Raw genomic sequence first — 13,822 nt, 5'->3', positions numbered from 1 at the left:
TTAATAATGAATATCAAACCCTCAACAACAATTCGACATGATTACAACGGATTTTCGAAATATTGCCATGAAATGGATGAGCCAGTGATTTTGACACGTAATGGAGAAGCGGATTTAGTTGTAATGAGTCATGAGACATATCGGCGAATGGAGGCTCGCATCAAGTTGCAGTCTAAGCTTTTAGTAGCGGAAAAGCAGATTGCCGAAGGTTCAGAATTACTTGATCATGATCAGGTAATGGAAAGAATGCGGAGGAAGATCGATGCCGCAAAAGAATAAGATCAAATATACTCCGGCAGCAGTTGATGATATGGACGAGATTTTTTCGTATATTTCACAAGATAATGTTGATATGGCGGGGGATATGCTGAATAAATTAAACTATAGTATTTCAAGCTTGGCGGATTTCCCCAATAAAGGTTCTGTATTATCGGACGACGAATATTCCCTTATTCAACGAGGATATCGATTTATTGTAGTAAATCCGTATCTGATATTTTACAGGATTATGAATGAAACAATAGTCATCCACCGTATTTTGCATGGGCGTAGAGATTACTTGCGTGAGCTGTTTGGCTCATTTGAATAATGATTAAAGCAGCCGCTCGATGGCGAGTGGCTGCTTTTTTTACTTGGAAGGTCGGTATTATTTCCAGCACGATATGATGATCTCTAGAATGTAGCCGCAAGTTCGCGTGCACGCTTTAAACCTTCCGCTTTTATTGCTCTAGCCCTGTCGCGATATTGGTCATGCCCCTCAATAAATAATGCATGCAAATCGGTTATGCCGATAAAACGCATGATTGATTTCAGATGACGATGGCTCATTTCTTCCTCGACGTCCGGGCCCTCCGAATAGACCCAACCGCTCGCTTGGATATGCAGCACTTTCTTATTTTGAAGTAATCCGATTGGACCGTTTTTTGTGTATGAGAACGTTTTGCCCGCCACCGTTATGGCGTCGATGTAGGCTTTCATAACTGGCGGATATGAGAAATTCCACATCGGGTTTACAAAAATGTATTTGTCCGCTTGAATAAATTGGCTGATTAACTTGTCCAAGCGGACGATTTTGCTTCGTTCGATCTCCGGCAACTGCTCTAGTTCCACCCCCTCGTTCAACCTGCTCCTCCCGTTTATAATATCCGCATCCAGCGACGGGACGTCGGCTTTATATAAATCCAAGTGAATGATCTCACACCCGGGATTGACTATCCGATATTCATCGATAAACGCTTCTCCAGCCGATATGGAGTACGATTCTGACCCGTTTTGCGGATGTGCGGTAATATAAAGAACAGTTGTCATTCCATGCTCAATCCTTCCAAATAGATTCGGTTTCGAACTCAGTATATGCCTTGGGGAGGGAATGAAAAAGACTAGCATTTATAGTAATATTATCTATAGTAATAGTCGGTAATCTAATATAATTTCTATCAGTTAGGGGAGGCGGTTAGAATGAACGACGAACAACGCCATAAAGAGTTGGCGAAATTTCTCAAGACCCACCGTCTCCGGATATCTCCGCAAGATGTGGGATTGAACTACGTGGGTCCAAAGCGTCGGACGTCAGGATTGCGCAGAGAGGAAGTTGCCGTCCTGTCCGGCATTTCCTTGCCGTGGTACACGGCGCTTGAACAAGGCCGCGATATCCGGGTATCCGAACAGATCCTCGAAAGTTTAGTACGAACTTTCAAACTCGATAGGGACGAACGAATTTATCTGTATACATTAGCGAATCAGCGCCCCCCACTTCTCCCAGTTCTTAATCCCGGTACCGCGGCTCCTCCGTCTTTTCAAATTATCGTGGATCAATTTGCCGATTTTCCCGCTTTTATCTCAGATCAAAGGTGGAACATACTCGCCTGGAACCGGGTGGCTCCCCTTGTCATCGGTAGTTTCAGTAGTGGAGAGAAGTACTGCAATAATATGATTTGGCGGATGTTTACAATGAAGGAGATTCGTCTTATGTACGTCCATTGGGAGCGTGTGGCTAAAAATCTGTTGGCGCAATTCCGCACCTATTACGCCCGAAATATGGGGGACCCGTGGTACGGCGAATTTATTGCCGCGCTGTCAGAACAAAGTGCGGAATTTAGGGAATGGTGGATCGATCACGACGTACGTTGCGAGCTTACAGGAGCGGTTGAGATCGTGCATCCTAAGGGGGGAAGACTGCAATTGGAAGCACATGAGTTCTACCGTTGTGAAGATCAGGGGACGGCTCTAACCGTCTACATCCCAACACAAAAAACAGATGGTAAATATCCCGGATCCGAAGGTGTTGTCATTGAAGGTCATGGACGGGTCTTTTTCGATTACAAATGCACAGGCCGATAGCCTGTGTGTTTTCTTTGGCATTCTTTTCAAGATATAGGGCTGGCTAGTCTGCAATTTGCGGCGGAGTATCCCGTTTTGTTTCGGGACTTGGTGATGAATAGTTTGATTTCATGGATCAATTAAACGCCTGAAAGGTTGATGATGATGGGAACTAAAGAAAGAGCCCAGAAACGAATTGATTCTACGTTCAGAGAAATGATGAATTCCGATTCCAACCTCCATAATGGGTATTTACTCCTACACTCAGACAAACTGAACATTCATTGGAATATGGCTTGTGGTCAAACGGGCGAGAGGAGCGCAGGCCCAGAACAGCCCTATCATGCGGCTAGCATTGGGAAAACGTTTACTGCTGTCATCATCGCCATGTTCGTCGAAGAAGGCAAGTTGAGTTATGCCGACCTTATCTCGAAGCATCTTCCCGAAAGTGTATTAACAAACTTACATCTCTATAAAGGCAGGAATTATTCCGGTGAGATTCGTATTGAACATCTTATCAGCAATACTTCGGGCTTGCCGGATTATTATGAGGATAAGACGAAACACGGCAGATTTATCGAGGTTTTGCTTCATGATCCTAATCGCATGTGGACACCATCGGACACCATCGAGTGGTCAAAACAATATCTCAAATCCCGGTTTGCGCCTGGAAAGGGCCTCCGTTATACGAACACGGGCTTTAACCTCTTAGGGCTGATTATCGAAAAAATAGCGTCGAAACCTTACCACGAAGTGCTTCATGAGTATATTTTTGATAGGCTTAGTATGAAAAACTCCTATTTATCCCAATTCTCGCAACCGGCAGAGAAATGCGATTTGCCTATAGCCCATGTTAATTGCTTGGGAAAAGAAATCAATATTGAGGATTACCGAAGCTTCTCCAGCAATTACGCAGCCGGCCAAATGGTTAGCACTTCCGAGGATTTATTAAGGTTTATGATGGCTCTCACAGCCAATCGTCTCATTTCCGAACAATCCCTCCAACAAATGATAAAGTGGAGAAAAATACGGGTGGGTATGGATTACGGGTATGGTCTGATGAGAGTTCGAATGGTCGCTTTTATGCCAAAGTATAATGTTTGGGGGCATTTAGGCTCAACGGGATCATTTATGCTGTATAATCCGGCACTGGATCTTCATGTAATCGGCAGTTTCAATAAAGTTGGTTATTCGGGTCCAAGCATTCGTTTTATATATAAAGTGTTAAAGGAACTTTCCGGAATCGAGCCAGCCCAGCGCGACGAATAGAAGGCCTAAAATTCAAGGTGACCGTATAGCGCCGACAGTGAATTAGGTTTAGAGCCGCATTTACCTGCAAGTTGAAGCCCGACCTCACACGGTCTGGGCTTTTCTTTGTATCCATAAACATACGCGAGAATGCAAACGTTGTTGAAATAATAGTTGACTAAGTTTAGTCGAAATAATATAGTCTAAATAAACTAATAGAAATTGAATAGACTGAAAGGATGTTGACGGATGGAAAATCAAAACCATAAGCGTCGTCAAGCGCTGATTATCGGTTGTGGAATTGCGGGACCCGCAACAGCTCTTTTTCTAAAGAGAGCGGGAATCGATCCGGTTATTTACGAAGCGGACAATCAAAAGGACGAGTATGCAGGCTTGTTCCTCAATCTGGCGCGCAACGGTCTTCGCGTGTTGAAGGAACTGGGAATCGACGATGAAATCCGGCAAGCAGGCATACCGATGCGTGCGATGAAGATGGTAAGCGGGAAGGGCAAGCCGCTAGGTAACATTGGCCGAACGTCTGGGGAACCGCAAGGTTACACGGTGAAGCGGGGAATTCTGCATGGCGTGCTTCGAGAAGAAGCGTTGCGTCAGGGTATCCCGATTGTATTCGGAAAGAAGCTGGAGAAAGTTGACACGGAGGAGAAAGGTATAGTGACCGCTTTCTTCGAGGACGGTACGTCCGCTTCGGGAGATTTCATGGTCGGCTGCGACGGCATTCATTCCCGTACACGAAGGCTGGTTATTCCGGATGCGCCCGAACCCTCTTATACCGGACTAATTAGCTTCGGCGGATTTCTGCGGGGCGCGAACATTCCTAACGAGCATGGGATCCAAACGATGGTATTCGGTAAACGCGCATTCTTCGGATATACCGTCAGAAACGACGGAGAGGTTTACTGGTTCGGCAATATAGATTACCCAGGAACGCCGACCCGCAGGGATCTGCAAAGCATCTCGCAAGCAGAGTGGCGCAAGCGCATCGACGGTCTGTATGCCAACGACATCCCGCCGCTCCCGGAAATCGTGCGTGCGACTAAGGAGGAAATCGGCGTCTACCCGATATACGATATGCCGCCGCTGCCGGTCTGGCACAATAGGTCCGTCGTGCTGCTGGGCGACGCCGTTCATGCAACATCTCCCAACGCCGGACAGGGCGCATCGCTTGCGCTTGAAGATGCAATCGTCCTGGCGCAATGCGTGCGCGATATTCCGAATATGGAACAGGCATTCACCAAGTTCAAGGACCTGCGCCGCGAAAGGGTGGAACGGATTGTGCATTATTCGAGAAGCATCGGACAGCGCAAGCATGCAACTAATCCGGTCCAGGTGTTCTTCCGGGATCTAATGCTGCCCATGTTTCTGAAATCAGCCAATAAAGATTCGCATAGCTGGATGTACGATTACAAGGTCGATTGGAGCGATAAGGTCACTCTCTGAGTTCGGAGATCATGTCGGCATCTTATGCGGGCATCAACAAGTGGGCTATAATAGTAAACAAACGGAATAAGAAAGGTGGGAGCCGCTTGCCTAAACCCAAACGAAGCAATTTGCTGGCGCTGGCTATCTTGTCTATACTGCACGAACGGCCGATGCATCCTTATGAAATCGGGGTTACGATGCGGCAGCGCGGGCTTTCGGACAGCATCAAATTGAACACGGGTTCGCTTTATGCAGTCATCGACGTCTTATTGAAAAACAGGCTGATCCAAGAGGTTGGCACGGAAAAGGAGGGGAGGCATCCCGAACGGACGATCTATGGCCCTACGGAGGCAGGAAAAGCGGAGTTTTTCGATTGGCTAAGCTCATTATTGCGGTTGCCTGCGAAAGAATATCCGCAATTTGCGGCGGGACTTTCTTTTCTGGCTCATTTGACGCCAAGAGAAGTGTTGAAACTTCTAACGGAAAGAACCGCAGCACTCAGTTATCAAATTCAGGATACTCGTTCTTCGATGGAGACGACCCGATCCATGGGAATCGATCGGCTGTTCGTTATTGAACAGGAATATTCGCTCGCTTTGCTTGAAGCTGAACGGAACTGGATTGGTGAATTAATGAATGACATTGAAAATGGGGTCATAACCGAAAAAAAAGATGGGGAATGGAACTGGATCCTCGCTTTTAGATCTGGCGACTAAGTCATGTTCTTTTCTGCCAACGCGAAGGGGCTCAAGAATTTGCGGGTTTTGAAAAAGGGGTTTCATTTATGAATATAAGACAAGTACTTGAATCCGATTATATACCTGTGATATCCGTTATCGATGATTGGTGGGGCGGTCGGCATATGGCTGACATGCTGCCCAAATTATTCTTCCAACATTTTCGGGATACAAGTTTTGTAGCTGAAAGCGACGGTCAAATGAGGGGCTTCCTTATCGGGTTTGTCTCGCAAACTTATCCGACTGAAGCATACGTACACTTCATTGGTGTGCATCCGGAATACAGGGAAAATGGCGTTGCCAAAAGCCTGTATCGGAATTTTTTCGCAACGGCTTATGAGAAGGGATGCAAAGTTGTTCGTTGCGTCACATCACCTGTAAACGAAACCTCAATCTCTTTTCACATACGTATGGGATTCAGGATTGAGAAAGGAAACAACGAGATTGGCGGTACGCAGTTTACGGCTGACTATGATGGAAAAGGGCAAGATCGTGTATTGTTCGCAAAAGAATTGGAATAGCTCACCCACAAATGAGAGCGTCGCGAATGAAGGATAAAGAGCACAGGCACTAAGCGACGAACCTTCGGACCCCTTCTAAATGAGCCATCGCTATGAGATAATTCTCCTCAGTGGCTAGACAAAGGGGTTGAATAACATGATCGAAAAGTACGGAAATGACAAAGAGCGTTTTCTAAGAGACATCATGAATATGATGGTGCCAATAGAGGGCGGATCCGTTGAACTACGCGATTATATAAATACGAATAAATGGCTTAGTTCGGATTACACTTTAGCAGACCCTGGCAACGGACGCGAAAGAAAGGTTGTTACATGGACGGAAACGATCGAACCTTTCTTTGTCATGAAGTATCCGGTAACACAACATATGTATCATTTTGTATTGCACGGAGTAGAAGTAGAACCGAACGTGCGCAACCTCCCCGTTACGGAAGTTTCGTGGATAGACTCGCTTGTCTTTTGCAACGAATTGTCCAGAAGGTTTGGCAGGAATGAATGCTACACAATCGCCGGAGAAAGCGAGAACACAATATATAACAACAAGGCGAACGGTTTTCGACTGCTATCAGACGCTGAATGGCAATATGCATGTAAAGCGGGGACCACCGGGTATCGATATGCATCAATTGATCAGATCGCATGGTATCAAGAAAACGCCAATGGATCAGCTCAACAAGTCGGAAAGCGGCTTCCCAACCCCTGGGGCCTTTACGATATGATCGGGAATGTTTGGGAATGGTGCTGGGATTTATATGATCCTAACCGATATGGGAACTACAGGGTCTTCCGAGGAGGCAGTTGGGCTGAGGTTGAGAACAATTGCGGTTCAACGGTTAGAAGGAAAAGCATGCCTGAGTTCAAGATAGATGACCTTGGCTTTCGAATAGCGCTTGTGGACGACGCGTTAATGAATGAGCTTGCTCTCCCGCGCCTTTCGTACGAAACGGGCGGACATACGATTGATGGAATTCTTCAAAGCAAGCCCGATGAACAGCGCAGTTGCGGCAAAAGCGGCCATTGCCAGCAAATCCCGGCGGACGATGTCCCACAGGATCCCGCCGACTGCTTCCCTCATCATGCTTATCCCATAGGTAAACGGCAGGAACGGATGTATGGCCTGAAAAAAGGCGGGAGTCACCTCGATCGGGAATGTCCCGCCGGAACCGGCCAATTGCAGGACTAACAGTACGATCGACATGGCCTTGCCGACATTCCCGAATACCGAGATGAGCGTATATACGATCAACATGAACACGGCGCTCAACAACAAACCGAATACGATAAACCATAGCTTATCCAAGACGTATGTTCGGAGCAGCCACATATCCCCAAGCGTGACCAGCAAAGACTGTAATAGAGCTATCGTAAGAAAGCTCAGAAAGCGGCCGAAGTAAACCTGATAGCTGCGATAAGGTACATCGGGATGATGGATTTCGACCGTGAGCAGAGAGACGAGCAACAACGCTCCAACCCATAAGGAAAGCGTAGTGAAGAAGGGCGACATAGCCGAGCCGTAATTGGGAATCGGAAACAGCGTCTTTTCCTCTAAAACGATAGGGTTGGCAAAAAAGTCGCTCAACAGCGAGTTGTTGTTTTTTAGAAGATCAATAAGCTCGTCCAAGCTCCCCATCTTTTCAAGCTCCCGGATCCGGTCCGCCAGCTTTCCTACCTTGTTCTCGGCTTCGGGCAGCTCTTGCTTCAGATCGGCAAACTTCTGTTCGCCGACGTCCAGAAGCTTGGCTGCATCGGCAACCATCCGCTCGACATCGGGAAGCGCTTCGTTCGCATCCGCCAGCAGGGTTCGAGTCTTGGCAACGTTTTGTTTCGCATGATCGATGGCCTGGCTTATGCTCGGCGTTGTTTCTTCATCATAACGGTCAAGGATGCTTCCGAGAGCGTCGGAAGTCTCACCCGCTATCCTGTTCAATTCGTCGATCAGTTTATCGGCAGGCTGCGCGCCTTGGTCGATGGCCTTCGCGATCCCATCGACTAATTTTCGTTGCTGATTGAAGCGATTCTCGATCTCCCGCAATTTATCCGTTACCGGCAAGGGCATGCTGCCATTACTGAATGGGGCGAGCCGTTCGAACAAGGATATTAGCTTGCCTACTCGATCGGAAGCGGCGGTCAGGCGTTGGGAAAGATCGGTTAATGTTTGATTCGCCTGCTCCAGGTCCGAATGGTCGTTCCGAAGGATATCCGTCAGCGATGCCGCGGCATTCGCCGTTTGTTGCAGCAAGGCAAGCTGCAGCTTGATAGCGGGCGCCGCTTCATCCATAACAGCCGAGCTGTGGTCAAGGAATTCGCCCAAGCGTTGGGCAAAGTCTGCTCCTTCCTTCGCGAGCTCCGTCACGATCGGCAGATTGCTTTGCAGCTTGCGTATCCGTTCATTGGCAATGGATGCATCCCGCGCGATGATGTCTACGGTTTGATTCAGCTCCGGAATGATCGATTCCAGGCTAAAGACGGCATCGCGAATCTTGACGATGTCCGGCAGGTTGCTCTCAAGCCCGATCCCGAGTTCGTTGAATATCCGGAATATGATATCGGAAGCGGTCTTGGTGAACTGATGATTGACTTCATTAATAATGCCTTTTGCACCTTGGGCGGTTATTTTCGGTGCAATCGCGTTGATCTTCTCGTTGACGGTGTAGACAAGTACGGCTTTCTCAGGGTTGTCCGACAGCACGGTGGAAATACGAGCGGAAAAGTTCTCCGGTATGGTAATGCTGGCGTAGTACCTTCCATGTTCCACCCCTTGAAGGGCTTGCCTCTCGTCCGTGAATACCCAGCCGATTGCGCGGTTTCGTTGCAGCGAAGCGATGATTTCTTCCCCGATGTTAATCGGCGTTCCGCGCAGCGTCGCGCTCTTGTCCTTGTTGACCACGGCTACTTTAAGTTCACCCGTGCGTCCGTATGGATCCCATGATGCCTCAATGTTAAACCAGGCATAAAGAGAAGGCAGGACGGCAAGCCCCAAGACGATGACAAGAGCGGCCCAATTCCGGACAATACCGCGAATATCATTGACATATATGAAACTGATCTTGTTCATTCCCATATTCTTCAAAGCTGTTTGAATCCGCGCCATACGTATCCCTCCAAGCTTCCAGATCATGATTCCAATAAAGTAGCATGCCCAATGGCACCCAATTTATCAATATCTATCCGCTTGAAGGTGAAGGCGACCGAAGATTGGGCGAATCCCGCTCAATCGCGCGGCCAGTCCCGCCGCAGCGAGAACAGCTCCCGCAGCGCATCCGTCGAAAGCTCGGTAATCCAGCCCTCCGAGCTGGAGATGACGTTGTCGCTTAGCTGTTGCTTGTTCTCCAGCATCTCGTCGATGCGCTCCTCGAGGGTGCCGAGCGAGATGAATTTATGCACCTGCACGTCGCGCGTCTGGCCCATCCGGTAGGCGCGGTCGGTCGCCTGGTTCTCGACGGCCGGATTCCACCAGCGATCGAAGTGGAAGACGTGGTTCGCCGCGGTCAAATTAAGCCCGACGCCGCCCGCTTTGAGGGAGAGGATGAACACGTTCGGCTGCTCGGACGGCGGAAGGTCGCGGGACTGAAACCGTTCGACCATCCGGTCGCGCTGCACCTTCGGCGTACTGCCGTTCAGGTACAGCACGGGCTCGCCCAGCTCGCGCTGCAGAACATCCTGGATCATCTTGCCCATGCCGATGTACTGCGTAAAGATAAGGCAGCGCTCGTCCGACTCGCGCAGCTCCTTGACCATCGCCAACAGCCTCTCGAGCTTGGAGGAGCGGGCGACGATCGCCTCCGTCTGTAGCGGGCCATCCTCCGGCTCCGGTCCCGTATCCTCATCCAATAGAGCCGGATGGTCACATGCCTGCTTGAGCCGCGTCAGCGCTCCGAGAATCGCGCCTTTGCGCTGAATGCCGTCGAGCTTCTTCAGCTTCTCGAGCAGCTCCTTGACGCAATTGTCGTACAGGGCAGCTTGCTCGGACGTCAGCGGAACATACGTCTTCATCTCGTTTTTGTCCGGCAGGTCGAGCTGGATGGCGGGATCCTTTTTCTTGCGTCGCAGCATAAAAGGTTTTACGAGCTTCTTCAGCTCCGCCGTGCGACGCCCGTCCTGTTCGCGCTCGATCGGGCCCGCGAACCGGTCCTGGAACGCCTTGGCGGTCCCGAGGTAGGTGGGCACGATAAAATCGTAGATCGACCATAGCTCCGCCAGCCGGTTCTCGATCGGCGTCCCGGTGAGCGCGATGCGATGGAGCGCGGGAAAGCTCTTGACCGCCATGGCCTGCCTGGTCCCGGCGTTTTTGATATTCTGGGCCTCGTCCAAACAGACGGCGCCCCATTGGAACCCGGACAGCGTCTCCTGGTCGAGCGAGGCGGTAGCAAAGGAGGTCAGCACGACGTCAACGCTGCGGGCCTCTTGCCGAAACGCGTCGCCGCTCTTTCGCCCGGAGCCGTAATGCATCGCTACCCGCAGGGACGGGGCGAAGCGTGAGATTTCCTTCTGCCAGTTGCCGAGCACCGACGTGGGACAGACGATCAGCGAAGGGAGCCGCATTCCCTCGTCCGCTTGCTCCTTGGCGTGGAGCAGGTAGGTGATCAGCTGGACCGTCTTGCCGAGGCCCATGTCGTCCGCGAGACAGGCCCCGAGCCCGAAGCGGCGGAGAAAAGCCAGCCAGGCGAACCCATCCTGCTGGTAGCTGCGAAGCTCGGCACGAAGACCGGCCGGCGGATCGAGTCGAGGCCATTCGCTCTGCTGGTTGATCTTGGCCATCAGCCCGGTCAAATGCGCGTTGAGCTCAACTTCGAGCTCAACGCGGGCCGCATCGGCCGTGGAAGTCTCTGCACCAGCGTCCGACGCCCCGCCATCCGCGTCGCCGTCCGCCTCGCCCTGCGAGAGCAGATGCAATTGCAGCACATCCTGGAAGCTCAGCCCCTGGCTCTTGTCCATGCCTTCCATCATGCGGCGGATTTGGGCGATCAACGCCGGGTCGAGCACGATCCAGCGGTCCCGGAACTTCACGAGACGCTCCCCTCGCGCGAGCAGCTCGTCGAACTCCTGCTCGTTCAGGTCGGCGTCGCCGATGGAGATGCGCCAGTCGAAGTTCAGAATCGCTTCCAGTCCGAATAGCGACTTGCCGCGGCCGCGCTTCTTGGATTCGTCCTCCGACTGCACCGCCGCGCGCAGCCGCGGCTTCTTGCGGCTGGCCGCTTCCCACCATGCGGGAAGCAGAACCTGCCAGCCGGCTTCGAGCAGTTGGCGGCTGTCTGTGTTGAGGAACCGCCAGGCCGCCTCGTCGTCAAGCGGCTTGCCGAGCACGTCCTCGCCGCGCGACAGCCGATCGTGCGGAAGGCTGGCCCGCAGCCGTTTCAGCCAACCGGCCGAGCGGCTGCGGATGGCTTCCGCCCACGCGTCGGGCCACTTGCCGGTCGCCTCGCCGCCGTCGCCGAGCCGCACTCTTCGAAGCGTAGCGGGATCGCTCTTGTCCTGCAGCACAAACCGCAGCCGCCAGCGGGGGTGCTCGTCGCCCTCCCACGGCTCGATTAGCTGCAGCAGGGGGCGGAAAGGCGCGACATCCGCTTTCCAGCCGATCTGCACGAGCCAGGACTCGGCATCGAGCCCCGCCGTCGCGGCACTCGCTTGCCCTCGCGCGAACAGAGCCGGAAACTCCCGGCGCAGCTCCGCCTCGTCCGCCTCCGTGCCGTAGTAACGGCACGTGACGGCCGCCGAGAAGGCTGCCTTCAGCCCGGCGCGCGCCTCATCATTCCAGCCAGCGCGCTCCAGATCCAGCTCGTCGCGGCGAGCCTGTCCGAAGGTTGCGAGGGCCGCCGCCGCATCCCAACTCCAGTGCAGCGAGCCGCTGCGGTAAGCCGCCAGGTCGGGGGCGTACAATCCCTTCTCCAGGCACTCGCCCAGCAATGGAGCCAATGATGCCAAGCGCGCGGCATCGTCCTCCCATTTCCACTCGATATGCGCCAAGAGCGGCCTCGAAGCGAAGAAGGAGATGACCTCTTCGGCGGGAAGCACGACGGCCTCGAGCTCCCCGACTTTGACGACCTCCAGCTCGGTGCCGTAGAAGGACGGCTCGTGCCAGGCGAACAGGCGATGCTTAAGCTCAAGTCCGGTCCACTCCCGAAGCGAATCCGGGTCAGCGAAGAACAACGCGTCGCCGTGCGACGTCAGCATCATCCGAACCGCGAGGGTATCCAGGTTTAAAGTAGCTGATGTCATGGAATCAGCCCTCCTTTCCGCAGCTCTTCCTGGAGGGCCCGCAGCCTGCTATGCCGGCCCGCGAATGTCTCGATGTACATCTCCCACCGCTGCTCGCGCTTTAGCTTCTTGTACAGCTTGGCCAGCCGTTTGAGCAGCTTGACCGCCCGCTTGTAGCCGTCGCGGTTTTTCTGCAGCACGTATCTCTCCACGCCTTGGTGGTAGAAAGGCAGCAGCGCTTCCGGCGCCTCCTTCTCGATGGGCTGCAGATCCTTCGCTCGAAAGCCGAACGGATCGCTGCCGTGGCTAAGCTGATAATCGATCCACTGCCGCCAACGGCCATAGCGCATCAATTTCGCCACGTACAGGCTGCTGCAGTAGGGAGGCAGGCTCGCGAGCGCGCTCCACATTCGTTCCTCGGCCTCCGGCAATGCCCGGGCGACGGCATCCCAGTAGCGTCCATATTCGCCAAGGCTGCGGGGGCTGCGCCCGACTTGCTCGTTCGCGCAATGGCTCAGCCAGGCTTCAAGCCGGGTCCAATTGCCGCTCTCCTCCAGCAGGCGCAGAAAGCGGAACACCTGCTCAAGCTCTAGCCCATGCCGCTCCGCCGCTCCGAGCAGCCGCCAAGCCTGTTGATCCTCTTCCAGCCAGAAGTGCATCCAGGCGCGGGCGACGAGCGGGAAGAGCCCATTACCTTTGCTCGATCCACTGCCAAACGTTGCGCCGACGTCTGCCGCCGACCTTGCATGGTTTCTCAATTCCCCGTTCTGCGCAGCGTTTACCGTCTCCACGGCTTCGGTCAGATGCACCAACTCCTCCTGGAGAAGACGATGGCCTTCCGCCTTTGATGAAATGAGGGAAATCCACAGCTCGGCGTAAATATCCAGATAAAAGGGCGGAGTCCATGCACGCCCGAGCGCCGTTTCGCGCATGTACGCGGTCGTCTCCAGCAGTCGCCCCTGTTGCTTGACCGCAACCTCCGGCAGCAAGCCGCTATGGAGGTGACTCTCGAGCGCATGAACCGTCTCGGATACAGCCATTTGGGTGGAGTAGCTTAATTGGCGGCCGTTCGCTTGCTTGCCAAGCAAGAATAGCAAGGCGTTTAGCTCGAATAGCCAGGCCTCCTCGGGCGTCATTTCCGACATGAAGGGGCGCACCTTGGAGCGCACCTCGATTCCATAGTTCCTTTCGTACGGGCTGCTCGCCGCTTCCCGGGCGCAGCTGGCGATCAGCTCCTGCCACTGGGCAACGCTTAGCTCGGTCATTCGATTGGTCTCCATTTTCGTCATGATGGCGGATATTCCTTTCTAGAGCTTGGCCGCTCGTAAATCCATTCCTCCATTATAACGATAAATGGTTAAG

11 protein-coding genes and 1 pseudogene are annotated in these 13,822 nt (G+C 52.6%); 8 read left to right on the top strand and 4 right to left on the bottom strand.

The annotated features are described in order from the left end of the window. The first annotated feature begins 6 nt into the window (after positions 1-6). Positions 7-279, top strand: a complete 273-nt coding sequence (locus tag B1748_RS13340; RefSeq protein ID WP_087568411.1) for a type II toxin-antitoxin system Phd/YefM family antitoxin — start codon at positions 7-9, stop codon at positions 277-279. Beyond that, entirely contained in the window at positions 263-589 is a 327-nt protein-coding gene (locus B1748_RS13335; protein ID WP_087568410.1) for a type II toxin-antitoxin system RelE/ParE family toxin, read from the top strand. Before B1748_RS13340 ends, B1748_RS13335 begins: the two co-directional genes overlap by 17 nt. Positions 590-672: 83 nt before the next feature. Here B1748_RS13335 and B1748_RS13330 read toward each other — a convergent pair whose 3' ends face one another. Further along, on the bottom strand, positions 673-1,308 hold the full coding sequence (locus B1748_RS13330; protein ID WP_087568409.1) for an FMN-dependent NADH-azoreductase: 636 nt from the start codon (positions 1,306-1,308) through the stop codon (positions 673-675). A gap of 150 nt (positions 1,309-1,458) precedes the next feature. Between B1748_RS13330 and B1748_RS13325 the strand changes: the two genes are divergently transcribed. From B1748_RS13325 to B1748_RS13300, 6 genes and pseudogenes are all read left to right on the top strand, one after another. Continuing rightward, a complete protein-coding gene (locus tag B1748_RS13325; protein ID WP_087568408.1) occupies positions 1,459-2,340 on the top strand; it encodes a helix-turn-helix transcriptional regulator in 882 nt (293 codons plus the stop codon). A 144-nt stretch (positions 2,341-2,484) separates the two neighbouring features. Further along, on the top strand, positions 2,485-3,588 hold the full coding sequence (locus tag B1748_RS13320; RefSeq protein WP_087568508.1) for a serine hydrolase domain-containing protein: 1,104 nt from the start codon (positions 2,485-2,487) through the stop codon (positions 3,586-3,588). Positions 3,589-3,816: 228 nt separating this feature from the next. After that, on the top strand, positions 3,817-5,025 hold the full coding sequence (locus tag B1748_RS13315; protein ID WP_087568407.1) for an FAD-dependent oxidoreductase: 1,209 nt from the start codon (positions 3,817-3,819) through the stop codon (positions 5,023-5,025). A gap of 86 nt (positions 5,026-5,111) precedes the next feature. Beyond that, the gene (locus B1748_RS13310; RefSeq protein WP_179215569.1) at positions 5,112-5,723 is read left to right on the top strand and encodes a PadR family transcriptional regulator; all 612 of its coding nucleotides are present in this window, start codon (positions 5,112-5,114) and stop codon (positions 5,721-5,723) included. A gap of 68 nt (positions 5,724-5,791) precedes the next feature. Beyond that, on the top strand, positions 5,792-6,265 hold the full coding sequence (locus B1748_RS13305) for a GNAT family N-acetyltransferase (protein ID WP_087568405.1): 474 nt from the start codon (positions 5,792-5,794) through the stop codon (positions 6,263-6,265). Between the two features lie 136 nt (positions 6,266-6,401). Continuing rightward, a pseudogene (locus B1748_RS13300) lies at positions 6,402-7,094 on the top strand (formylglycine-generating enzyme family protein); the annotation flags it as partial. 75 nt (positions 7,095-7,169) lie between these two features. Here the strand turns inward: B1748_RS13300 and B1748_RS13295 are convergent. The 3 genes from B1748_RS13295 to B1748_RS13285 all read right to left on the bottom strand — a co-directional run bounded on the left by B1748_RS13295 (position 7,170) and on the right by B1748_RS13285 (position 13,749). After that, positions 7,170-9,356, bottom strand: a complete 2,187-nt coding sequence (locus B1748_RS13295; RefSeq protein WP_306299325.1) for a YhgE/Pip domain-containing protein — start codon at positions 9,354-9,356, stop codon at positions 7,170-7,172. A 119-nt stretch (positions 9,357-9,475) separates the two neighbouring features. After that, on the bottom strand, positions 9,476-12,481 hold the full coding sequence (locus B1748_RS13290) for a DEAD/DEAH box helicase (protein ID WP_087568404.1): 3,006 nt from the start codon (positions 12,479-12,481) through the stop codon (positions 9,476-9,478). Next, entirely contained in the window at positions 12,478-13,749 is a 1,272-nt protein-coding gene (locus B1748_RS13285) for a cytochrome P450 family protein (RefSeq protein ID WP_087568403.1), read from the bottom strand. Before B1748_RS13285 ends, B1748_RS13290 begins: the two co-directional genes overlap by 4 nt. Positions 13,750-13,822 lie beyond the last annotated feature (73 nt).

Origin of the sequence: Paenibacillus sp. MY03 (assembly GCF_002165585.1) — a bacterium.
In the GTDB taxonomy this organism is placed as follows: Bacteria; Bacillota; Bacilli; order Paenibacillales; family Paenibacillaceae; genus Pristimantibacillus; species Pristimantibacillus agaridevorans.
The sequence above is the reverse complement of the archived record's forward strand: the minus strand, read 5'-3'. Positions and strand labels throughout refer to the sequence as shown.

Bases quoted from the DNA above. Each gene is read 5' to 3' on its own strand.
- B1748_RS13285 (WP_087568403.1), bottom strand. From the start codon at position 13,749: ATGACGAAAATGGAGACCAATCGAATGACCGAGCTAAGCGTTGCCCAG.
- B1748_RS13315 (WP_087568407.1), top strand. From the start codon at position 3,817: ATGGAAAATCAAAACCATAAGCGTCGTCAAGCGCTGATTATCGGTTGT.
- B1748_RS13290 (WP_087568404.1), bottom strand. From the start codon at position 12,481: ATGACATCAGCTACTTTAAACCTGGATACCCTCGCGGTTCGGATGATG.
- B1748_RS13295 (WP_306299325.1), bottom strand. From the start codon at position 9,356: ATGGCGCGGATTCAAACAGCTTTGAAGAATATGGGAATGAACAAGATC.
- B1748_RS13340 (WP_087568411.1), top strand. From the start codon at position 7: ATGAATATCAAACCCTCAACAACAATTCGACATGATTACAACGGATTT.
- B1748_RS13325 (WP_087568408.1), top strand. From the start codon at position 1,459: ATGAACGACGAACAACGCCATAAAGAGTTGGCGAAATTTCTCAAGACC.
- B1748_RS13335 (WP_087568410.1), top strand. From the start codon at position 263: ATGCCGCAAAAGAATAAGATCAAATATACTCCGGCAGCAGTTGATGAT.
- B1748_RS13305 (WP_087568405.1), top strand. From the start codon at position 5,792: ATGAATATAAGACAAGTACTTGAATCCGATTATATACCTGTGATATCC.
- B1748_RS13330 (WP_087568409.1), bottom strand. From the start codon at position 1,308: ATGACAACTGTTCTTTATATTACCGCACATCCGCAAAACGGGTCAGAA.
- B1748_RS13320 (WP_087568508.1), top strand. From the start codon at position 2,485: ATGGGAACTAAAGAAAGAGCCCAGAAACGAATTGATTCTACGTTCAGA.